The organism is Actinomadura sp. NAK00032 (assembly GCF_013364275.1).
In the GTDB taxonomy this organism is placed as follows: Bacteria; Actinomycetota; Actinomycetes; order Streptosporangiales; family Streptosporangiaceae; genus Spirillospora.
Genome location: NZ_CP054932.1, coordinates 3450915 through 3472457 on the forward strand (window position 1 = coordinate 3450915; position 21543 = coordinate 3472457).

Annotated in this window: 15 protein-coding genes; 11 read left to right on the plus strand and 4 right to left on the minus strand. The window is 73.2% G+C overall.

The annotated features are described in order from the left end of the window. Positions 1 to 249: 249 nt before the first annotated feature. From HUT06_RS16185 to HUT06_RS16220, 8 genes are all read left to right on the plus strand, one after another. On the plus strand, positions 250 to 1335 hold the full coding sequence (locus HUT06_RS16185; RefSeq protein ID WP_254715210.1) for a polysaccharide deacetylase family protein: 1086 nt from the start codon (positions 250 to 252) through the stop codon (positions 1333 to 1335). Between the two features lie 234 nt (positions 1336 to 1569). Further along, positions 1570 to 3063 (plus strand): 30S ribosomal protein S1, encoded by a 1494-nt coding sequence (gene rpsA, locus HUT06_RS16190; protein ID WP_176196492.1) that lies wholly within the window; start codon positions 1570 to 1572, stop codon positions 3061 to 3063. 258 nt (positions 3064 to 3321) lie between these two features. Next, positions 3322 to 5280 (plus strand): endonuclease/exonuclease/phosphatase family protein, encoded by a 1959-nt coding sequence (locus HUT06_RS16195; protein ID WP_176196493.1) that lies wholly within the window; start codon positions 3322 to 3324, stop codon positions 5278 to 5280. Between the two features lie 37 nt (positions 5281 to 5317). Beyond that, complete coding sequence (locus HUT06_RS16200; RefSeq protein WP_176196494.1) at positions 5318 to 5809, plus strand: GNAT family N-acetyltransferase; 492 nt, start codon at positions 5318 to 5320, stop codon at positions 5807 to 5809. 16 nt (positions 5810 to 5825) lie between these two features. Then, positions 5826 to 6425, plus strand: a complete 600-nt coding sequence (coaE, locus tag HUT06_RS16205; RefSeq protein ID WP_176196495.1) for a dephospho-CoA kinase — start codon at positions 5826 to 5828, stop codon at positions 6423 to 6425. Between the two features lie 404 nt (positions 6426 to 6829). Then, positions 6830 to 7240 (plus strand): SSI family serine proteinase inhibitor, encoded by a 411-nt coding sequence (locus tag HUT06_RS16210; protein ID WP_176196496.1) that lies wholly within the window; start codon positions 6830 to 6832, stop codon positions 7238 to 7240. Between the two features lie 42 nt (positions 7241 to 7282). Beyond that, positions 7283 to 7885: a hypothetical protein gene (locus tag HUT06_RS16215; RefSeq protein WP_176196497.1), complete on the plus strand. Its 603-nt coding sequence runs from the start codon at positions 7283 to 7285 to the stop codon at positions 7883 to 7885. A gap of 8 nt (positions 7886 to 7893) precedes the next feature. Further along, a complete protein-coding gene (locus tag HUT06_RS16220; protein WP_176196498.1) occupies positions 7894 to 8202 on the plus strand; it encodes a hypothetical protein in 309 nt (102 codons plus the stop codon). 37 nt (positions 8203 to 8239) lie between these two features. On the opposite strand, the gene HUT06_RS45235 is transcribed toward HUT06_RS16220, so the two are convergent. Continuing rightward, positions 8240 to 14077, minus strand: a complete 5838-nt coding sequence (locus tag HUT06_RS45235) for a TIR domain-containing protein (protein ID WP_176196499.1) — start codon at positions 14075 to 14077, stop codon at positions 8240 to 8242. Positions 14078 to 14145: 68 nt separating this feature from the next. Here HUT06_RS45235 and HUT06_RS16230 point away from each other — a divergent pair, with 68 nt between their 5' ends. After that, entirely contained in the window at positions 14146 to 15378 is a 1233-nt protein-coding gene (locus HUT06_RS16230; protein WP_176196500.1) for an SLC13 family permease, read from the plus strand. A gap of 29 nt (positions 15379 to 15407) precedes the next feature. On the opposite strand, the gene HUT06_RS16235 is transcribed toward HUT06_RS16230, so the two are convergent. From HUT06_RS16235 to HUT06_RS16245, 3 genes are read right to left on the minus strand one after another with little or no spacing between them, the layout of a single operon-like run. Continuing rightward, positions 15408 to 16292: an inositol monophosphatase gene (locus tag HUT06_RS16235; RefSeq protein ID WP_176196501.1), complete on the minus strand. Its 885-nt coding sequence runs from the start codon at positions 16290 to 16292 to the stop codon at positions 15408 to 15410. Positions 16293 to 16323: 31 nt separating this feature from the next. Next, on the minus strand, positions 16324 to 17004 hold the full coding sequence (locus HUT06_RS16240; RefSeq protein ID WP_176196502.1) for a hypothetical protein: 681 nt from the start codon (positions 17002 to 17004) through the stop codon (positions 16324 to 16326). Between the two features lie 10 nt (positions 17005 to 17014). Then, entirely contained in the window at positions 17015 to 18028 is a 1014-nt protein-coding gene (locus HUT06_RS16245) for a hypothetical protein (protein ID WP_176196503.1), read from the minus strand. Positions 18029 to 18161: 133 nt separating this feature from the next. On the opposite strand from HUT06_RS16245, the gene HUT06_RS16250 reads away from it, so the two are divergent. Then, on the plus strand, positions 18162 to 19313 hold the full coding sequence (locus HUT06_RS16250) for a sensor histidine kinase (RefSeq protein ID WP_176196504.1): 1152 nt from the start codon (positions 18162 to 18164) through the stop codon (positions 19311 to 19313). 104 nt (positions 19314 to 19417) lie between these two features. Further along, on the plus strand, positions 19418 to 21535 hold the full coding sequence (uvrB, locus tag HUT06_RS16255; protein ID WP_176196505.1) for an excinuclease ABC subunit UvrB: 2118 nt from the start codon (positions 19418 to 19420) through the stop codon (positions 21533 to 21535). The last annotated feature ends 8 nt before the right edge of the window (positions 21536 to 21543 follow it).

A 21543-nucleotide genomic window follows, 5' to 3' on the forward strand; every position in this document is an offset into this window, starting at 1 on the left:
GGGCGGCTCGCCTGGCGGCTCGCTGTGCTCGAACCTCGCGGTGCGGTCGCGGCCGTCTTTGGTGATGGGGTTACGGGCGTTCCGGCGTGTCTTGGGGGAAGTGTGGGTGGGGGCTGAGGGTCTGTAGGGATCATGCGGGTACGCCAGTGGGTGTCCTAGATGTCCGGGGGGTCGTACGCTGTCCCCCTGGTCCTGTTCGGTCGCACCGGCGGGGGTATCGTGCCGCTCCTTCACAAGATCGCTGGGGTTGTGATCATCTGCGCCGTCGTGCTCGGGCTGACGCTGCCCGGGACGCGCGGACGGGACAAGGGGGAGACCGCCGAGCGGGCCGGGGCGAAGTCCTCGGTGACGCCCACGGCGAAGGCCGCCAATGCCAGTGTGGCGCCCTCTCCCGGGGGTTCGGCGTCCCCGTCGGTAGCGGTGTCCGCGCCCATCCCGGCGGCGGCTCCGGGGGCGGTGGCGGCGAAGGCGAACGAGTTGGGGCAGGTGCCGGTGATCATGTACCACCGGATCCTGCCGAAGCCCGAGCTGTCGCTGGACCGGTCGACCAAGGAGCTGTACGACGAGCTGACGCGGTTGGCGAAGGGCGGCTACTACCCGATCACGGCGGCCGAGTTCGTCGGCGGGCGGTTCAACGTGCCGGCGGGCAAGCACCCGGTGGTGCTGACGTTCGACGACAGCACGCCGGGGCACTTCGGGCTCGACGCGCAGGGCAACCCCAAACCGGACACGGCGGTCGCGATCATCGAGCAGGTGGCGCGGGAGAACCCGGGGTTCCGTCCCGTGGCGACGTTCTACCTGAACAAGGACCTGTTCGGCATGGACGACGTGCAGGCGGCCGCCGGGCTGAAGTGGCTGCGGCAGCACGGTTTCGAGCTCGGCAACCACACCGTGTCCCACCCGAACCTGTCCGGGATGTCGGAGAAGGGGGTGCGCAAGGAGATCGGTGGCATGGAGGACGAGATCCTCAAGCTCACCGGCGCGCACACGACGACGTTCGCCTACCCGTTCGGAGCCGTCCCGAAGAAGGAGGCCTGGGCTGAGAAGGAGGGCGGCAGGTACGCCTTCCAGGGCATGTTCCTCGCCGGGTGGCGGCCGTCGGTGTCGCCCTTCGACGACGACTTCGACCGGTGGCAGATCGACCGGGTGCGGTCCGAGGGCAAGATCAAGGAGAACGACTGCACGAAGTACTGCTCGACGGCGTGGCTGGAGTACCTGGACAAGCACCCCGACGAGCGGTACACCTCTGACGGCGACCCGAACACCGTGACGTTTCCGAAGGCCGCCGAGGACCGGATCGCCAAGGAGTACCGGGCCCGTGCGCGGACGTACTGATCATCGCCGCCCCGGGCGGATTGACCACGCGAGATTGGTCCCATATCCTGATCGCTGCGCTGTGGGCCTGCGCGCGCTTCGGACGGAGCAGGCTCGCGCTCGGTCAGGTCGGCGACAACGGTTCGGTTCACTGACGCGGTGTCCGCGTCCCATTCCGGTCTTCGGCAGGGCGGATAACGGCCCTCCGCGCACAACCCATACGACTTCCATGTCCGTACCGGAGCCAGCCGACACATGACGAGCAGCACCGAGGCCACCTCGACCACCCCGCAGGTAGCGGTCAATGACATCGGGTCCGAGGAAGCCTTCCTCGCGGCGATCGATGAGACCATCAAGTACTTCAACGACGGCGACATTGTCGAGGGCACTGTCGTCAAGGTCGATCGTGACGAGGTCCTCCTCGACATCGGCTACAAGACCGAGGGCGTCATCCCCTCGCGTGAGCTGTCCATCAAGCACGACGTCGACCCCAACGAGGTCGTCACCGTCGGCGACCACGTCGAGGCCCTCGTCCTCCAGAAGGAGGACAAGGAGGGCCGGCTGATCCTGTCCAAGAAGCGCGCCCAGTACGAGCGCGCCTGGGGCACGATCGAGAAGATCAAGGACGAGGACGGCATCGTCACCGGCACGGTCATCGAGGTCGTCAAGGGCGGTCTCATCCTCGACATCGGCCTGCGCGGCTTCCTGCCCGCGTCGCTGGTCGAGATGCGCCGCGTCCGCGACCTGCAGCCCTATGTCGGCCGCGAGCTCGAGGCCAAGATCATCGAGCTGGACAAGAACCGCAACAACGTGGTCCTGTCCCGCCGCGCCTGGCTGGAGCAGACGCAGAGCGAGGTCCGCCAGACCTTCCTCAACACCCTGCAGAAGGGCCAGGTCCGCAAGGGCGTCGTGTCGTCGATCGTCAACTTCGGCGCGTTCGTCGACCTCGGCGGTGTCGACGGCCTGGTGCACGTCTCCGAGCTGTCCTGGAAGCACATCGACCACCCGTCCGAGGTCGTCGAGGTCGGCCAGGAGGTCACGGTCGAGGTCCTGGACGTCGACATGGAGCGCGAGCGCGTCTCCCTGTCGCTCAAGGCGACCCAGGAAGACCCGTGGCAGCAGTTCGCCCGCACCCACCAGATCGGCCAGGTCGTGCCGGGCCGCGTCACCAAGCTGGTGCCGTTCGGCGCGTTCGTCCGGGTCGAGGAGGGCATCGAGGGCCTGGTGCACATCTCCGAGCTGGCCGAGCGCCACGTGGAGATCCCCGAGCAGGTCGTCCAGGTCGGCGACGAGATCTTCGTGAAGATCATCGACATCGACCTCGACCGGCGCCGCATCAGCCTCTCGCTGAAGCAGGCGAACGAGGGTGCCGCCAGCATGGAGGAAGAGGACTTCGACCCCACGCTGTACGGCATGCCGGCCGAGTACGACGAGCAGGGGAACTACAAGTACCCCGAGGGCTTCGACGCCGACACCGGCGAGTGGCTGGAGGGCTTCGACGAGCAGCGGGAGACCTGGGAGCGGCAGTACGCCGAGGCCCGCACCCGCTTCGACGCCCACCGCAAGCAGATCGAGGAGGCCCGCCGGGCCGAGGCCGAGGCCGACACGGCGCCCGCGGGCGGCGGCGGCACCGGCGGCGGCGGCGAGACCTCCTACTCCGGCGGCGGCGAGAGCGAGTCCGGCGGTGGCGCCCTCGCCACCGACGAGGCGCTCGCCGCGCTGCGGGAGAAGCTCTCCGGCGGCCAGTGAGCCGCGTCCCCTTCCCCGGGCGCGCCCGGGGAAGGGGAGATCGGTGACGACGCGCTGACCGCTCGCGCGCCGTCCGTCCCGTGCCGCCCCGCGGCCCGGACGGGCGGCCGGTGAACAACACGAACACGGCCGGAGAACGATCTTCTGGATCGGCCTCCGGCCGTGCTTCGGTTGCGTCACGATGGCGGGTGGGGTCCGCGTCCCCGACGCCTAGCCCCTGCACCGAAGGTCCGCTCGTCCCCGGGAGCACTCGTTCAATTGGCCAGGACAGACGCCGACGCCCGCACCAGGACCGGCGGCCCCGCCGCGGGCGGCCCCACGATCGTCCCGCAGGGCCCCGCACGGCTCGCGCTGATCGCGGTCACGGTCGCGGTCCTCGCCCAGACCCTGCGGTTCGCGCTGCCGCAGCTCGACCACTTCGCCGACCGGGCCGGCAACGCCGTCGCCGGCGCCGGCGTGCTGGTGCTGTTCCTCGCCGGGTTCGCCGCGCCGCTGGTGCGCCGCGCCGCCGGCCCGCGCGGGCTGCTGCTCACCGGCGTCGGCGGGCTGCTGGCGGTGCGCCTGCTCGCCCAGGCCATCGAACCGCGGACCTGGCTGGCGCTCGCCGGCACCGCGATCGGGATGGTGGCCGTCGCGGCGCTGTTCGAGGGCGCCCGCGGCCTGTCCGGGGTCGGGTTCGCCACCGCGACCGTCGCCGGCCTCGCCATCGACGGCGCCGTGCGGATGTGCTTCGCCACCTGGGACCCGGTGTGGCGGGACGGGATCGGCCCCTGGCTGGCGTGCCTGGCGTTCGTCGGCGTCGGCGCCGCCGCGCTCTACCGCGAGCTGGCGTCCGGGCCGATCGCCCCGCCCGGGGTGTCCTGGCGGGACGCGCTGGGCGCCGCGGCGTTCGGGCCGTTCCTCGCGCTGCAGGTCCTCGTGCTCGCCAGCCCCGCGTTCGTCGCGTCGTCCGGCTGGCTGTCGCTGACCGCCGCGCACGTCACGATCGTCGCCGGGCAGGGCCTCGCGCTCGCGTTCCTCGCCTCCGGCCTCGCCGTGCGGGCGGTGCCGGGCGGCGTGTGCGTGCTCGGCGGGACGCTCCTCGGAGTCGGCGCCGGCGCCGTCGCCGGGACGTACGCGGTCGCCGGGATCGAGGTCGTCCCCGTCGTGGTCGTCGGGCAGGTGCTGGCGGCGTGGCTGCTGGCGGTGGCGGTCCGCGCGCCGCTGCGCCGCGCCGGGACCGGCGGCCCCGTGTGGCGGATCGACGCCGGCGCGGCCCTCGGCGGCCTGCTGATCGCCGTGGTCCTGATCCCGTACCAGGTGAGCGCGGTGTCGCCGCTGCCGTTCCCGAACAACCTGCTGCCCGGCCTCGCCGGGATCCTGCTCGGCGCGCTCGCGGCGTTCGCGGCGGCGCGCGGCGGTCCGCTGCCGGCCCGCGCCCCGCTGCGCGCGCTCACCGCCGGCGCCGCGGCGCTGCTGCTGCTCATCGGCACCGCGGTGTTCACCGTCGCGGCGCCGGACGGCAGGGCCCCGGCGGCGGCCGCCAACGGCCAGGTGCGGGTGCTCAGCTACAACGTCCACGACGCGGTCGACCAGTCCGGGCGGCTCGACCCCGAGGGCATCGCCCGCGTCATCGAGGGGCAGCGGGCGCAGGTCGTCCTGCTGCAGGAGGCCGGGCGCGGGGCGCTGACGTCCGGCACCACCGACGTCGGCGTGTGGCTGTCGCGGCGGCTCGGCATGAAGCTGATCTGGGGCCCGGCCGCCGACGGGCAGTTCGGCAACGCGATCCTGACGTCGCTGCCGGTGCGCAAGTCCGGGAGCGGGCGGATGCCGCGCGGCGACTGGTCGCAGATCCGCGGGTACGTGTGGGCGCGGCTCGCCGTCGGCAAGGCCACGATGGACGTGTGGTCGACGCACCTGGAGGGCGGCGACGACCAGGCCGACGAGCGGTCCCGGGAGGTCGCGGCGCTGCTGCGGGCCTGGGGCGGGGCGCCCCGCACGCTCATCGGCGGCGACTTCCAGACCGACGCGGGCAGCCCGGAGCTGGCCGCGATGACCGACGGCACCGACCTGCGCAGCGCCGCGCTCGGCGGCGACCCCTACCCGACCCGGCCGGACGGCTCCACCCACGACTGGATCTTCGGGTCGGACGGCGTCCTCGTCACCGACTACGAGGTGCCGAAGTCCGACGCCTCCGACCACTACCCGGTCGCGGTGACCGTCCGGATCGGCCGGTGACCCGCCCCCGGCGCCCCCGCGCGGCTAGGGTCTCCCCATGAGCGAGTCGGCGGTCGTGATCGAGCGGGCGGGCCCGGACGACGCCGGGGAGCTGATGACCGTCCAGCGCGCCGCGTACGTCGCGGAGGCGCAGCTGTACGGCGACCCGTTCCTGCCCCCGCTGGTCGAGTCGGTCGAGCAGCTGCGCAAGGCCCTCGCGGGGGACGCGGTGGTGCTGAAGGCGGTGCTCGGCGGCCGCGTCGTCGGCGCGGTCCGCGCCCAGTTCAGCGACCACACGTGCCTGGTGGGGCGGCTCGTCGTCGTCCCGGACCTGCAGGGCCGCGGCATCGGGCGCCGCCTCCTGGCGGACCTGGAGGCCGAGGTCGCCGGCCGGGTGGACGCCTGCGTGCTGTTCACCGGCCACCTCAGCGAGTCCAACCTGCGCCTGTACCGGCGGCTCGGCTACAGCGAGACGCACCGCGAGCGGGTCGCCGCGCACCTCACCCTGGTGCACATGCGCAAACCCCTCGTTCCCGCCGAAACCGGCTAGCCACTAGGGTGAGGCCGTGCTGAAAGTGGGACTCACCGGCGGGATCGGCTCGGGCAAGAGCGAGGTGTCCGCGCTGCTGGACGGGCACGGCGCGGTGGTCATCGACGCCGACAAGATCGCCCGGGAGGTCGTGGAGCCCGGCACCCCGGGCCTCGCCGCCGTCGTGGCGGAGTTCGGGGAGGACGTGCTGCTGCCGTCCGGCGCCCTGGACCGCGAGAAGGTCGGCAAGATCGTCTTCGCCGACCCCGGCCGGCTCGCCGCGCTGAACGCGATCGTCCATCCCCTCGTCGGGGAGCGCATGCAGGAGTTGATGGACGCCGCCCCGGCCGACGCGGTCGTCGTCTACGACGTCCCCCTGCTGGCGGAGAACGGCCTGGCCTCCATGTACGACGAGGTTGTGGTCGTGGACGCCCCCGAGGAGACGCAGCTCGACCGCCTGACGTCCCGCCGTGGCATGACCGAAGAGGACGCCCGCGCCCGCATGGCCCACCAGGCGTCCCGCGCCGACCGCCGCGCCGTCGCCACCCACATCATCGACAATTCCGGCACCCTGGACGACCTGAAGGCCCAGGTGGACGCCCTCTGGAAGTCCCTCACCCACCGCACCGCCCCCTGACCCTCCCGCCCGTCCGGACGGCCCCCCGAGCCGGAGCGGCACCCGCATCGACGGGATTCCACTCCCGACCAGTGGCCGGCCGGCATCGATAAGGGCGGAGCGAATACCCCACGCCATTTGGACTGCTGATATTCCGGGCATATGCCTTTCCGGTACGGCAGATGATCACCAGGTGTTGCCACTCACGGGTGGAAATTGAGCCGCGATGGCGGGTGTTTTGGCTGCGACGTTTCGGCCTGCATATTAATTGTGAATCGTATGTTCTTGCAGGAAGCGGCCGCATTTGGGTGCTGGATCGCGGCCCGCTCCCTTTGGTGTGGGGCCATGGCCGATATCGGACGTGAAGAAGGTTTGGCATTGATGGTGTAATGGCCTGAATTACTTCTCCTCAAGGAGGTGTCAGGATGCGCGGTGTGTTTCGTCTGATCCTGGGGGCCGGCCTGGTCGCGGGCGGCATGGCGGCGGCTCCGGCGGCGAGCGCCGCCGACGGGGCGCCCCCCGCTCCGCTGACGGTGATCACGCTGCAGGTCGCCTCGCAGCTCGGCTCCGGTCCGCTCCGGACCGCGACGCTGGAGTGCGACCCGGTCGGCGGCACCCACTCCAACGCGAAGACCGCCTGCGCCGAGCTCGCCGCGGCGAACGGGGACGTCCGGCAGGTGCCCTGGCGCTCCGGATGGGCCTGCCCGGACATCTGGAAGCCGGTCGTCGCGACCGCGACCGGGTACTGGCAGGGCGTGCCGATCAAGCCGTACTCCGAGACCTTCACCAACGACGGCTGCGCCCGCATCGGCCACGGCCACGTCCTGGACTTCTGAGGCGCCGTCACCTGGTGAGGTCGTCGACGCGGAGAGAGGACATTGCCGTACTTCGAAGCCCTCCTCGATATGGAGATTCAAGAGGATGGACGGTTCGCCGAACTCGCAGCCGCCTGGATCTCGCACGCCGGACGGCTGGCTCCCGAATCGTGGGACCTTCTGAGACGGCAGGAGTCTCCGCTGTCGGACGCCTATTACTCCGACCAATCCGCAGTGCTCGGGCCGCCGGACGGCAGATGGGCCTCCTACCGGGTGGTGGCGCGCCCGTATTCGGGCCGCATACGGGCACGCCCGTACTCGCCCGAAGCCCACGACGAGGTGCTGCGGGCGCTGGCCGGGCGCCCGCTGGAGGTCAAGTTCCAGATACTCGAGCTGGGCGCCAAGGGGATTCCGGTCTCCGATGGCGCACACGGGCTGTTTCTCCATGTGACCGCTGACGAGGACGAACCCGAACGGGTCCAGTTCCGCGCAGTCTCCACGATCCGCGGAGACGAATGCGATATCCGGCGGCCCGATGCCGCCGCACGATGGTGCGATGTCCTGCTGGAAGCGGCGAGCGCGGCGGATCCGTCGTTCGGTCACCTGGCCGACGACGGCAAACACGGAAGACGGCGCTTGACAGCGCGCTGCGGCGGGGCCGCTTGATCCGTTCGGTGCGGGAGGGACGAGACCTCCTGCGCGGCTACTCGTGGGTGACCGTCTGCCCTGGCGAGCTGGTCGGCCGGCTGGGCGGCATCGAGCGGCTGGCGGGCTCCGGCGCCTTCGCCCGGGTGGTCCCCCTCCCGCACGGGGGCGCCTGGCTCCAGGCGACGGACGGCTTCGCCGCATACGACGAAGCCGCCGTGCGACGTGTGTTCGACGTGCTCTCTCCCGTCCTTCCGCCGGGCATCCCCAAACGGGATCCCTTCGACCGGACCGTCCCCCGGCTGGTGTGGCAGGACGCGCGGGAGCACCGCGACTAGGCCTTGCCGCGGTGGCCTCGTCCGGGGGCGAGCGTGGTCAGAAGGGGGCGTCGAGGGGGAGGCGGTGGACTTCTGGGAGGTAGGGGTCCAGTTCGCCCGGTTCGAAGCGGCACATGCCCACGGCGTACCAGAATTCGGCGGTGGCGTTGCCCTCCCACTTGTAGCGGCCGTCGGGGGCCAGGGCGGCCCAGCCCTCGGCCAGGCCGAGGAGGGTCGCGCGGCGCGCGGGGGCGTCGCGGTCGGTGACGTCCCACAGGATGATGGCGCCGTCGTCGCCGGCGGTGGCGAGCAGGGCGCCGTCGGGGCTGAACGCCGCCGACCAGACGCGGCGGGTGTGGCCGGTGAGGGTGTGCAGGGGGCGTCCGGTGGCGGGGTCCCAGAGGCGCACCACCATGTCGTCGCCCGCGGTGGCGAGCATCGTCCCGGACGGGTGGAAGGCCGCCGTCCACAGGCGTCCGGTGTGGCCGGTGAGGGTGTGGAGGTTCTCGCCGGTGGAGGAGTCCCAGAGCCGGGCGGTGCCGTCGTTGCTCGCGCTGGCGAGGGTGTCGCCGGACGGCGCGAACGCCACCCGGTAGACGCGGTCGGTGTGGCCGCGCAGGGCGGCGGTGAGTTCGCCCGTGCGGGGGTGCCACAGCCGGACGGCGCCGTCGTCGCAGCCGGTGGCGAGGAGCGCCCCGCCCGGGTGGAAGTCGATGGAGCGGACGCGGCCCCGGTGGTCGGCGAGGGTGACGGTCTCGCGGCCGGTCGTCCAGTACCAGAGGCGGACGGTGTCGTCGTCGTTGGCGGTGGCGAGGACGTCCCCGGCGGGCGCGAACGCCTGCGCCCACACGTGGTCGGTCTCGACGTTCAGCTCCCGCTCGAAGGTGCCCGTCCCGGCCTGCCACAGGTGGACGCCGCCGTCGTTGGTCGCGGTGGCGAGCTGGGAGTCGCGGGTGCTGAACGCGGCGGAGGTCAGGTTGTCGGCGACGCCGCGCAGCTCGCGGACCATCCGGCCGGAGCGCGGGTCCCAGAGGCGGACGAGGCCGTCGTTGCCGCTGGAGGCGAGCAGGCCGCCGTCCGGGCTGAACGCGACGCCGGTGACGCGGCGGCCGTGGCCGCGCAGCACGACGCGGCACTGCCCGGTCTCGGCGTCCCACAGCCGGGCGGTGCCGTCGTTGCTGCTGGTGGCGAGCTGGGCGCCGTCGGGGCGGAACGCGAACGGCCACACGGCGCCGCGGTGCCCGGCGAGTTCGAGGCGCTGCCGGCCGGTCGCGGGGTCCCACAGGCGGACGGAGCCGGCGCTGTCGGCGGTGGCGAGGCGGCCGCCGTCGGGGCTGAACGCCGCCTGGTAGATGCCGCCCCCGTGGCCGGACAGGACGGCGCGCTGCCGCCCGCCCGACCAGAGGCGGACGGACCCGTCGGTGTCGCCGGTGACGAGGAGGTCGCCATCGGGGTGGAAGGCGATGGCGTAGACGCGGCCGGTGTGGCCGAGGAGCTCCTGGCCGATCTCGCCGGTGCGGATGTCCCAGAGCCGGACGACGCCGGCCTCGTCGCCCGCGGCGAGGAGGGAGCCGTCGGGGTGGAACGCGGCGCGGAACACCGCGCCGCTGTGGCCGGTCAGCTCGCGGCGCAGGGTGCCGGCGGCGAGGTCCCAGACGCGCAGCGTGCCGCCCGCGTCGCCGGTGACCATCAGGGACCCGGCGGGGTCGAACACGGCGGTGTAGACGGGCGCGGTGTGCCCGGCCAGCTCGTGGAGCAGGGCGCCGGTGGCGGTGTCCCAGACGCGGACGGTGCCGCCGGCGTCGCCCGCCGCGAGCAGGTCGGCGCCCGACGGGGCCCGCCCGCCGAGGACGACCGGCCACACGCCCTCGGGGTGGACGGGGAGGGTGTGCGCGGTGTGCCCGGTGGCGAGGTCCCAGATGCGGACGGTGCCGTCCGCCGAGCCGGTCGCCAGGAGGTTGCCGCCGGAGTCGAACACGACCGCGTAGGCGCGGTCGGTGTGGCCCTGGAGCGTGCGCAGGGGGGTGCCGGTGACGGCGTCGCAGATGAGGACGCCGCCGTCCTCGCTGCCGACGGCCACGACGGACCCGCCGGGGCTGTAGGCGAGCGGCTGCGGGAGGCGGCTGGTGGCGAAGTGGAACCCGTAGGGGACGCCGACGGCGGGCGGTGCGATCTGGATGTCGATGGGGCGGCCGGGGGCGATCGCGGCCTCGCGCAGCTCGGGCGCGGCGGCGATCCGGTCGGGCAGGACGGCGTCGACGAGGGCGGCGCGGGTCCAGCGGCTCCCGTCGACGGCGGCGTCGCGCAGGTCGGCGCGGGCGAGCCGGGCCCGGGACAGGTCGGCGCCGCGCAGGTCGGCGCCGGTCAGCCGGGCCTCGTCGAGGCGGGCCCCGGCCAGCGTGGCGTCCCGCAGCACCGCCCGGGACAGGTTCGCGCCGACGAGCTGCGCGTCGGTGAGGTCGGCGCCGGTGAGGTCGACCTCCTGCAGGTCGCGGTAGGACAGGTCCTCGCCCTGCAGGCGCGCGCCCCGCAGGTCGGTGCGCGCCGGGGTGCGCAGCCGCGTCGTGACGCGGATGGCGTTGGCGCGGGCGGTGTCGCCGGCGCCGGGGTCGGCGAGGACGCCGGCCGCCCACTCCTGGCAGGCGCGGGGGTCGGCGAGGTCGCACAGGAAGTCGACGGTGAGCTGGGTCATGGCGCGGCGGCCGAGGGCGGCGGGCGCGGCGCCCGCGGCGCCGGCGGCGAACTCGGCGGCGATGTGCCGGGCGACGAGCCACTCCATCACCGAGGCGTGGATGAACCCGAACAGGCCGTCGTCGGTGCGCACGAGCAGGCTGCCGGCGCCGACGGCGTGCGTCACCTGGTGCGGCGACATCCGCCCGCCGGCCAGGCCGGTGAGGGCGTCGGCGACGTCGGCCAGCTCGGCGAGGCTCAGGAACTGCTCGTCGCCCTCCCACAGCCGCAGCGCGAGCGTGCCGACGGCGCGCCACATGTCGTCGGTCTTCAGCCCGGACGGGCCGCCGGCGCCGCCGACCCGGTCGGCCTCGTAGGCCAGCCAGGACGACAGGATCTCGTCGTAGAGGTCGGCGGGGGAGACCGCGCGGCGGGCCTGCGCGACCGCGCGCAGCCGGTCCTCGGGGAGGTCGGCGATGAACGACAGCATCCGCGGGTTGGCGGTGAGGGCGAGCAGCTCCTCGATGCCCGTGAGCAGGGTCAGCCGCGCCTCGGCGACGCCCTCGTCCCCGTACCGGTTGACCAGGTAGGAGCGGACCTGCGGGGGCGCGAACTCCTCCAGGCCGAGGACGCGCCGGTGCGGCAGCACGCCGACCTTCTCGCCGAGGGCCGTCAGCACCTGGGCCTGCGACTTGAAGTGCTGGGTACGGCTCGCCACCACGATCTTGGCCTTGTCCCGGGCGGCCTGGAGCAGCGTGTCGAGGTGGTCGGCGGCCCGGTCGTAGGTCATCCGCGTCACCAGCTCGTCGAACCCGTCGAACAGCAGCACGATGCGGCCCTGCCGGAGCATGTAGTGGAACGCCTTGAGGTCGATCAGCTCCTCGCCGTGGTTGGCGAGGTGCGCGGCGACCAGGCCGTCCACGGAGTGGGCCTTGTCCAGGGCGCGCAGCTCGATGAGGATCGGGATGACGTGCGGCAGGTCCTCGGGGATGCGGCGGGCCAGCTCCCGCAGCGCGAACGTCTTGCCGCGCCCGAAGTCGCCCAGCAGCAGCAGGAAGCGGCCGTGGTCGGCGGCGAGCAGCCGCAGCATCTCGCCGACGATGTCGTCGCGGACGTCCCCGGCCGGGCGCGTGCCCTCACCGGGCGTCTGGAAGCGGTCGAGCTCGCGGAAGCGCTGCGGGACGTACAGCGACGGCGGGTACAGCCCGTCGCCGGACAGCCGCCGCGTCTGCGCCGCCACGTACTCCGACAGGTCGAGCAGGCCCTGGAACTCGGTGAGGCTGCGCACCCGGATGCCGCGCCGCAGCGCGTCCTCGCGCAGCGACCGGGAGGGGGCGGGCCCCAGGTACACCAGTTCCGAGCCGTGGTCGGCGCCGTCGGCGTGCACGTGCCGGACGAACGCGTCCACGTCGGCCTCGGTCACCTGCCCGACGTGGGCGCCGATGCGGTACTGCCGGACGAACCCGTCCTCCATGTGGGTGAGCAGCAGGTGGGGCGGGTCGGTACGGCCCTCCTCGCGCGCGGGCGGGGTGATCCGCCGGATGGTGGCGCGCTCGAACCGCGTCTCGCACGCCTCCGTCAGCCGGTCGAGCAGCAGCGCCGTGGGGTCGTGGACGGGCTCGGCGGCGCCGTTGCCCACCGGGCCGAGTTCGGGGGCGGGAGGCTCCGGCGGTGCCTCCGCGCGCGGCGGCGGGAACGTCCCCGCGACGCTCTGCCACGACCGTTCGAGCCGTTCGGGGCCGCGCTGGGCGGCGCGTTCGGGGATCCACCGCTCCATGCCGTCGCGGGTCAGGACGACGGTCTGGTGCCGTCCGGGGCCGAGCGCCGGGACGGACGGGGCGCCGCCGCCGAGCAGCGGGACGGCGCCGAGTTCCGACTCCGTCCCCTGGAAGAACACGTTCACGTGGCCGCCGAGCAGCGTCTCCACCGTGTCGGGGTCGCGCAGCGCCCCGGGCTCACCGGCGACGGGCGTGTGCTCCACCGCGCCCAGGCGCAGCCACCCCTCGCCCTCGAAATGCCGCAGGCGCTCGTTGAACCAGGCGGCCTGCGCCTGGCCGACCCGGCCGTAGCGGTCCTCCTCGCGGTGGGTCTGCGGCAGGGTCGAGTTGAGGCCGGCGACCACGACCCGCAGGTCCGGGACGGGGAACAGCGTCCACGGCTGCGCGCTGTCGAAGATCAGCGCGTCGATGCCCTGGTAGAACTCCTTGAACAGGCCCGCGTAGTGGCGCCATTTCGGCCAGTACGGCGGCTGCGGCTCGATGTCGTCGGCCTCGCAGCTGGAGAAGTACGCCTGGCACGCGGCGCGGGTGACGTCGTGGGTGCCGGGCACGATCACGACGCGCTGCGCCTCCAGGCCGAGCAGCGCCCGCAGGCTGGTCAGGAACGACAGCGCCTCGGCGAACTCCCGGCGGCTGCCCGAGTGGGTGAGGTTGCCGGTGACGACGAGCAGGTCGGGGCGCGGCACGCCGGAGTCGGCGAGCCGGGTCACGTCGCTCCAGACGCGGTCCTGCAGCTCGGCGGCGGTCGTCGGCTCGCCGGGGTCGGCGAGCGTCCGGCCGAACCGGGGCCCCGACACGTGCAGCACGCTGAGCCGCTCGCGGGGCTCGGGCCCGCCGCCCGCGGCCGGGAACGCCGGGGCCGCCGCAGGCGCCCGTCGGGCCGGGCGGTCCCCGGCCGGCTCCTGCGGGCCCTCAGCCTCCTCCAGGCGGCCCGGCAGGACGCCGCCGCCGTTCGGTGCGGGCGGGCCGCCGCCGGGGAAGCCGGGGCCGTCCAGGGGCCGCGCGTGCCCGGCGAGGGCCTCCCGGATGCGCCGCATCAGCAGCCCGCGCGCCGCGTCGGGGTCGTCGACGCCGACCAGGTCCACGTAGGTGATCGTGGACAGCAGCCCGTCGATCGGGCAGTCCTCGATCCGGACCGTGACGAGCTTGCGGGCCGGGTCGTCCGGGTCGGCCCGCAGCGCCGCCATCCACTCCAGCCGCCCGTACCGGGACCGCAGGTAGTTGCGCGACAGCACCGCCACCACGGCCTTGGCCTCCGACAGGCCGCGGTCCATGTAGTCGATGAAGTTCGTCCCGGGCACGAAGTCCCACGCCTGCATCATCGTCCGGTGCCCGGCGGCCTCCAGCTGCCAGGCGATCCAGGCCGCCCACCGCTCGTCCGCGGGGGAGTAGCTGATGAAGAAGTCGGTCGGACGCTCCTGCCTGGGGTGGCCGCCGGGGGGTGTCATGCCGCCAGTATCGCGCGGCGGCCGGACGAAATCAGGGTCCGTGCCGCGGTCCGCGCGCCTATGGGATCATGGCGGCCGTGCAGCCCCCGATGGAGACCCTGCGCCGCGCCGCCGGCTCCCTGGGCGTCCTGGACTGGATCCGCGTCGGCGTCCTCGCGGCGGGGCTGGTGTTCGTCGCCACCGGCCTGCTGCCCGCCGGCACGGCGCGGGCCAGCATCGGACGGATCGCGCCGCTGCTGCTGTTCCTGTTCAGCGTCATCGTCCTGGCGGAGCTGACCAAGGAGGCCGGGGTCTTCGACGCGATCGCCCAGCGGATGGCGAAGGCCGGGCGGGGCAACTATGCCGCGCTGTTCCTGCTGTGCGTGGCGTTCGCGTCCCTCACCACGATCTTCCTGAACCTGGACACGACCGCCGTACTGCTGACCCCGGTGATGCTGGCGCTGGCGGCGCGCGCGCGGATCGCGACCCTTCCACTGGCGATGACGACGGTGTGGCTGGCCAACACCGCGAGCCTGCTGCTGCCGGTGTCGAACCTGACGAACCTGCTCGCCGCCGACCGGGTGGCGCTGGAGACCCGCGCGTTCGCGGCGCGCATGTGGGCGCCGCAGCTCGCGGTCCTCGCCGTCACCATGGCGCTGCTGTGGGCGTTCTACTGGCGCCGCCGCATGCGCGGTGAGGACTCCTACGACCCGCCCGCACCCGCGCCCGTCCGCGACCGGGTGCTGTTCTCCGCCACCGGGGCCGCGTGCCTGCTGTTCATCGCCGCGATCCTCGCGGGCGTGCACACCGGGATCCAGCTGGGCGTCGCCGCGACCGTGGCCGCCGCCGTGGCTGTCGCCGCCTTCGCCGTCCGCGACCGGTCGGCGCTGCGCCCGTCCCTCATCCCGTGGCAGCTGATGGTGTTCGTCACCGGGCTGTTCCTGGTCGTCCCCACGCTGGAGCGGTTCGGGCTGGACGACGCCATGCGCGCCTTCGTCGGCCATGACGGTGACGCCCTGGGCGCCTTCCGGGCGGCGTTCTCCGGTGCCGGGCTGTCGAACGTCCTCAACAACCTGCCCGCGTATGTGGCGGGGGAGTCGGCCGTACCGGCGTCCAACAAGGACCAGCTGCTCTCCCTGCTCGTCGGGACGAACGTGGGGCCCGTCATCACCCCGTGGGGTTCGCTCGCCACGCTGCTGTGGTTCGAGTGGTGCCGCCGGTGGGACGTCCGCGTCCCCATCCGCAAGTTCGTCTGGACCGGAGCTGTGCTGGCCGTGCTGGGATGCGCGGCGTCGGTCGGGGCGCTGCTGCTGACCCGCTGAGGCCGCGCCCGACCTGGGTGACGGTGGGCCTAGAAGGCGGTGTGGAAGCGGCCGTCGGGACGGGCTATGCGCGTGGTGGTCTCCAGGAGGCGGTCCAGGAGGTCCGGGCGCGCGGCCACGAAGCTCAGCTCGGACGCCGGGCGGTCGATGCCCAGCTCGTAGGGGAGGCCGTCCAGGCGGCGCAGCTCCGCGCCGGCCTCCGCGGCCAGGATCGCCCCGGCGGGCAGGTCCACGATCTCGGGCAGGTAGCCCACGATGCCGTCGATGTCGCCGCGGGCGAGCATCGTCCAGGCCACCAGCGGCGCCCACAGCTGCAGCATGCGCGCGCACCGCTTCTCCACGGCCGCGCGCAGGGCGAACGCCGCGGGATCGTCCGACGTGACCTGGTGACCTTGCGTCCACGCCAGGACGGGGTTCTCCTCGCGTCCGGGGCGCGGGCGGTCGGGCAGCCTCAGCTGTGCGCTGTCCGGGCCCAGGGTGCCCCGTCCCCTCACCGCAGACCACGTCCGGCCCGAGACGGGGTCGTGGACGACCCCCAAGACCGGCTCGGCGCGCGCGCACAACGCCAGCCCCACCGCGTACACGGGCATGCCGATCGCCACGTTGTTGGTGCCGTCGAGGGGGTCGACGAGCCAGACCATCTCCTCGCCGGGCGCCCCGTCGAGGACGCCGGCCTCCTCCGCGATGATGCGGTGCCGCGGATACGCGGCCCGCAGCCGGCCGACGATCAGCTCCTCGGCCGCCGTGTCCAGCGCGGTCACCACGTCCCCGCCGGTGCCCTTCGGCCGGACGTCCAGGGGACCGGCCATGCCGGCGCTCAGCAGGGCGCCCGCGGCCTCGGCGGCCTCCACCGCCACCCGGCGGGCCGCGGAGAGATCGACCGGAAGGGCCTCGGGCGGGGTCGTGGATCTCATCGGGCCTCTCCAGTCGGGGTCCGGCGGCGGCCTACCGGCGCGCCGAGCAGTGGGCGGCGGCGATCCTGCGCGCGGAGCGGCGCAGGGCGCGCTCGGTGTCGGCCTGGTCGGAGCGCGACCTGTGCACGCGGTGCGTGGGCGTGCCGAAGGGGCCGAGGGACAGGTCGCCGCCGCCCGGCGTGTGCCGGCCCAGGGCGACCGTGGCCGCGTCGCTGCCCCCCTCGATGAGCGTGCTGTGGAACACCCCCGCCGGCAGGGTGTACGACTCGCCCGTCCGGTGCGCGGTGGAGCGGCCGGGGAGGCAGTGCACGGCGCGCCCCGTCGCCCTGAGCTCGTCCACGTCGCCGCGGCTCAGGACCTCGAACACCTGCTGCGGCGCCCGTCCGGCGGCCTCCTCCACGTCCACCCGCACGTTGCGCACCGTCCCGTACAGGACGAAGCTCAGCAGCTCCCAGCTGTGGCAGTGCACCGGCGACGTCGTGAACGGGGCCGGCCGCACCTCGGGCGTCCAGATGTGCAGGCACACGCCGAGGTCGCCGCTGCGCTCCACCGGCAGGCACAGGAAGCCCAGCGGATGCCGCACCGCCCGGACCGGCGGCGCGCCCGCGGCCAGGCCGTCGAGGATCTCCGCCAGGACGCCGCCCGCCCACGCCGGCAGCGTCCGCGCCGCGGTCCCGGCGCGGATCTGCGCGCTGATCTCCTCGTACCTCACCGCCGCGGCCTCACTCGTAGGGGTCCTTCGGCCGCAGCGCCTTGCGGATGATGTCGATGACGTCCCGGTCGGTGTAGCCGTGCGCGAGTTCGATGCCGGTCACCTCGAAGAGCTTGCGGACCTCCTCGACGGTCGGCTCCTCGTCCAGCGGCGCCAGCCTCGCCTGCTCCACCGGGACGCGGCGCGCCTGGTCCAGGCTGGTCTGCAGCTCCGCGCTCACCCAGCTGTAGTAGAACTTCGCGTTGTCGACCACCAGCGCCTCACCGCGCGGATCGTCGCGGGTCACCACCAGGCGGGACGCGGCCAGGTCGTAGCGCAGCGTCGTCATGGTCTGCGCCAGGCCGATGTCGATGTCGAGCATGGCGAACCGCTGCTTGTGCCAGCACGCCGCCAGGATCGTCGCGTACGCCTCCTTGCGGGTGCGCTCCAGCGTCCACGGCTCGCCCGTCGCGTCGGGGCCGTCCGACACCGAGCGGCGGTGCCGCGCGTACGCCTCGCAGACCTCCACGTTGGTGGGGTCGAGGATCTCCATCCGGAACAGCAGCGTGCGCCGCTCGCGGCGCGCCGCCGCCACGCACTCGGGCAGCGTCCGCGCGCGGATGTAGGTGCCGGTGCCGCCCTTGAAGAACCAGCGGTCGGTGTCGCGGCGGGCCTCCGCCAGGACCTGCGCCACCTGCGCCCCGCTGATCACCCGGACGACCGTGCTCTCGTCCAGCGCGCGCCGGGTGTCGGACAGGACGCCCTCGAACCCCTGGATATGGGTCAGCTTGTCGCTCAGCTCACCGAGGGTCACCGACGACGACCGCAGCGTGTCGCGGACCTCCAGCTCGACGGGGATGCGCCGCCCCCGGTCCCGCAGCATCGACGTCGCCAGCAGGCCGATCACCGCGAGGATCCCGCTGTTGGTGATCTCGTCCTCGTTCGGCAGGTTCACGCCGAGCCCCAGCACCGCGACCACGATCGCCAGCACCAGCGCGATCACCGCGTCGGCGTTCTTCCCGAGCCAGTTGGCGAATCGGGTCATGTTCCGGTCGCACCCCGTCCTAGTCGGCGCCGTCATCGTAACCACAGCGCCCGGAGCACGGAAAAGCTCCGCAGGTTAGGGGTTCGGTGACTCGCGCGACCGGGTGTCCTTCCGGTCGCCATAGACTCATCGCATGCGCGTGCGGGGCTGGTGGACGGGGTCGTGGCCGACCCGGCGCTCCCGCGCGCTCGACATCTTCCTCGCCGTGACCCTGGCCTGCGGCGACAGCGTGTTCCTGTGGTTCGCCGACCAGCGGTTCTGGCTGCCGCCGTCCGCGGTGTCGGCGTGCAGCGTCGTCCTCGGCCTGTCGCTGGTCGTGCGGCGCTCCCATCCCGTCGGCCTCGCCCTGTTCGCGGTCGTCTTCTCGACGGTCACCGGGGCGGGCGCCTTCGCCGGCCTGGTCATCCTGTACTCGCTCGCCGCGTACACGTCGTCGCGCCGGACGGTCCTGACGATCGCCGTCGTCGGCTACATCGCCGGGCTGGCGTTCCCGGGCCCGACGGCGAAAACCGAGAACTTCATCGCGCAGGCCGTCTTCGGCATCGCGTTCATCGCCGTCCCCGTCCTGCTCGGCCTCTACATGGGGGCGCGCAAGCAGCTGCTGGCGTCGCTCCAGGAACGTACCGCCAGGCTCGAACGCGAACAGCACCTCCTCGCAGAGCGCGCGCGGGGCGAGGAGCGCACCCGCATCGCGCGGGAGATGCACGACGTGGTCGCCAACCGCATCAGCGTCATCGTCGTGCACGCCGGCGCCCTCAAGGCGATCGCCAGCCGCGACCCCGTCCGGGCCGCCGAGACCGCGGCCGTGATCGGCGACATGGGGCGGCAGGCCCTGGAGGAGCTCCGCCACGTCGTCGGCGTCCTGCGGCAGGGCGAGGAGGCCCTCCCGCAGGAGGCGGTGACGCTCGCCCACGTCCGCGAGCTGGTCGGCCAGTCCGGCGCCGCCGGGCTCCGCGTCGACCTGGCGGTCCGCGGCGAGGAGCGGCCGATGCCGATCGCCGTCGGGCGGACGGTGTACCGCCTCGTCCAGGAGGCCCTCACCAACGTCCACAAGCACGCCGGGGCCGCCGACACCCGCGTCGACCTGGGGCTGCTGCCCGAGGCGATCGAGGTGGAGATCGTCAACGCCCCGCCCACCGCCGGGCCCGAGCACCGGCTGCCGAGCGGCGGCAACGGCCTGGTCGGGCTGCGCGAGCGGGTCACCGCGCTCGGCGGCAGCTTCGAGGCCGGGCCCCACGGCGGCGGCTACGCCGTCCAGGCGCGGATCCCGCTGCCCGCCTCCTGACCCGCCCGGGGGGCCGTCTCCCGCCCCGCGCGGACGCGGAATGTCGGAGGCCCTGAATACAGTTGTGGGGAAGCAGGGAGTACGCCGAGCAGGGGGAGTCGCCGATGCGCCCAGTCACCGATCTGCGGCGCCGCGTGGCGCCGTTCGAGGTCGTCACCGAGATGACGCCGTCGGGCGACCAGCCGCAGGCGATCGCCGAGCTGACCACCCGCGTCCAGGGCGGCGACAAGGACGCGGTGCTGCTCGGCGCCACCGGCACCGGCAAGACCGCCACGATCGCGTGGCTGGTGGAGAAGCTGCAGCGGCCCGTCCTCGTCATGCAGCCGAACAAGACCCTCGCCGCCCAGTTCGCCAACGAGCTGCGCGAGATGCTGCCGAACAACGCCGTCGAGTACTTCGTCTCGTACTACGACTACTACCAGCCCGAGGCGTACATCCCGCAGACCGACACCTACATCGAGAAGGACTCCTCGATCAACGACGAGGTCGACCGGCTGCGGCACTCGGCGACCAACTCGCTGCTCACCCGCCGCGACACCGTCGTCGTCGCGTCGGTGTCGTGCATCTACGGCCTCGGCACCCCGCAGGAGTACGTCGACCGGATGGTCCGGCTGCACGTCGGCCAGGAGATCGACCGCGACGACCTGCTCCGGCAGCTCGTCGGCATGCAGTACACCCGCAACGACCTCGCCTTCACCCGCGGCACGTTCCGGGTCCGCGGCGACACCATCGAGATCATCCCGCAGTACGAGGAGCTCGCGGTCCGCATCGAGATGTTCGGCGACGAGATCGAGAAGCTCGCCACCCTGCACCCGCTCACCGGCGAGCTGATCACCGAGGACGACGAGCTGTACGTCTTCCCCGCCTCGCACTACGTCGCCGGCCCCGAGCGCATGGAGCGCGCCATCCGCGACATCGAGGCCGAGCTGGAGGAGACCCTCGCCGTCATGGAGCGGCAGGGCAAGATGCTGGAGGCGCAGCGGCTGCGCATGCGCACCGCCTACGACATCGAGATGATGCGCCAGGTCGGCACCTGCTCGGGCATCGAGAACTACTCCCGGCACATCGACGGCCGCGGCGCCGGCACCGCCCCCAACACCCTCCTCGACTACTTCCCCGAGGACTTCCTCCTCGTCGTCGACGAGTCCCACCAGACCGTCCCGCAGATCGGCGCCATGTACGAGGGCGACGCGTCCCGCAAGCGGATGCTGGTCGAGCACGGGTTCCGGCTGCCGTCCGCGATGGACAACCGGCCGCTGAAGTGGGAGGAGTTCCTCGACCGCATCGGCCAGACCGTCTACCTGTCGGCGACGCCCGGCACCTACGAGATGAACCGGGTCAAGGGCGACGTCGTCGAGCAGGTCATCCGCCCGACGGGGCTCATCGACCCCGAGATCGTCGTCAAGCCCACCAAGGGCCAGATCGACGACCTCGTCCACGAGATCCGCGAGCGCACCGAGCGCGACGAGCGCGTCCTCGTCACCACCCTCACCAAGAAGATGGCCGAGGACCTCACCGACTACCTCCTGGAGCTCGGCATCCAGGTCCGCTACCTGCACAGCGAGGTCGACACGCTGCGCCGCATCGAGCTGCTCCGCGAGCTGCGCGCCGGCGAGTTCGACGTCCTGGTCGGCATCAACCTGCTCCGCGAGGGCCTCGACCTGCCCGAGGTGTCGCTCGTCGCGATCCTGGACGCCGACAAGGAGGGCTTCCTGCGCTCGGAGACGTCCCTCATCCAGACGATCGGCCGCGCGGCGCGCAACGTGTCCGGCCAGGTGCACATGTACGCCGACACGGTCACCCCGTCGATGGAGCGGGCGATCGACGAGACCAACCGGCGCCGCGCCAAGCAGCAGGCCTACAACACCGAGCACGGCATCGAGCCGACGGCGCTCCGCAAGCGCATCGCCGACATCCTCGACTCCCTGGCCCGCGAGGACGCCGACACCGAGACCCTCATCGGCGGCGGCGGGCGCCAGCAGTCCCGCGGCAAGGCGCCCGTCCCCGGCCTCGCCTCCCGCACGAAGGAGGTCGGCCGGCACGCCGCCGACCTGGTCGGCGAGCGCCCCCGCGAGGAGCTGGAGGCGCTCATCGAGCAGATGACCGACCAGATGCACCAGGCCGCCACCGACCTGCAGTTCGAGCTCGCCGCCCGCCTCCGCGACGAGATCAAGGAGCTCAAACGCGAACTCCGCGACATGCGCGAGGCCGGCGTCAAGTAGCCGGCCCC

Excerpts from the sequence above, each read along its gene's own strand:
- HUT06_RS45235 (WP_176196499.1), bottom strand. The coding sequence starts at position 14,077 with ATGACACCCCCCGGCGGCCACCCCAGGCAGGAGCGTCCGACCGACTTC.
- HUT06_RS16245 (WP_176196503.1), bottom strand. The coding sequence starts at position 18,028 with ATGACCCGATTCGCCAACTGGCTCGGGAAGAACGCCGACGCGGTGATC.
- HUT06_RS16250 (WP_176196504.1), top strand. The coding sequence starts at position 18,162 with ATGCGCGTGCGGGGCTGGTGGACGGGGTCGTGGCCGACCCGGCGCTCC.
- HUT06_RS16230 (WP_176196500.1), top strand. The coding sequence starts at position 14,146 with ATGGCGGCCGTGCAGCCCCCGATGGAGACCCTGCGCCGCGCCGCCGGC.
- HUT06_RS16200 (WP_176196494.1), top strand. The coding sequence starts at position 5,318 with ATGAGCGAGTCGGCGGTCGTGATCGAGCGGGCGGGCCCGGACGACGCC.
- HUT06_RS16235 (WP_176196501.1), bottom strand. The coding sequence starts at position 16,292 with ATGAGATCCACGACCCCGCCCGAGGCCCTTCCGGTCGATCTCTCCGCG.
- uvrB (WP_176196505.1), top strand. The coding sequence starts at position 19,418 with ATGCGCCCAGTCACCGATCTGCGGCGCCGCGTGGCGCCGTTCGAGGTC.
- HUT06_RS16210 (WP_176196496.1), top strand. The coding sequence starts at position 6,830 with ATGCGCGGTGTGTTTCGTCTGATCCTGGGGGCCGGCCTGGTCGCGGGC.
- rpsA (WP_176196492.1), top strand. The coding sequence starts at position 1,570 with ATGACGAGCAGCACCGAGGCCACCTCGACCACCCCGCAGGTAGCGGTC.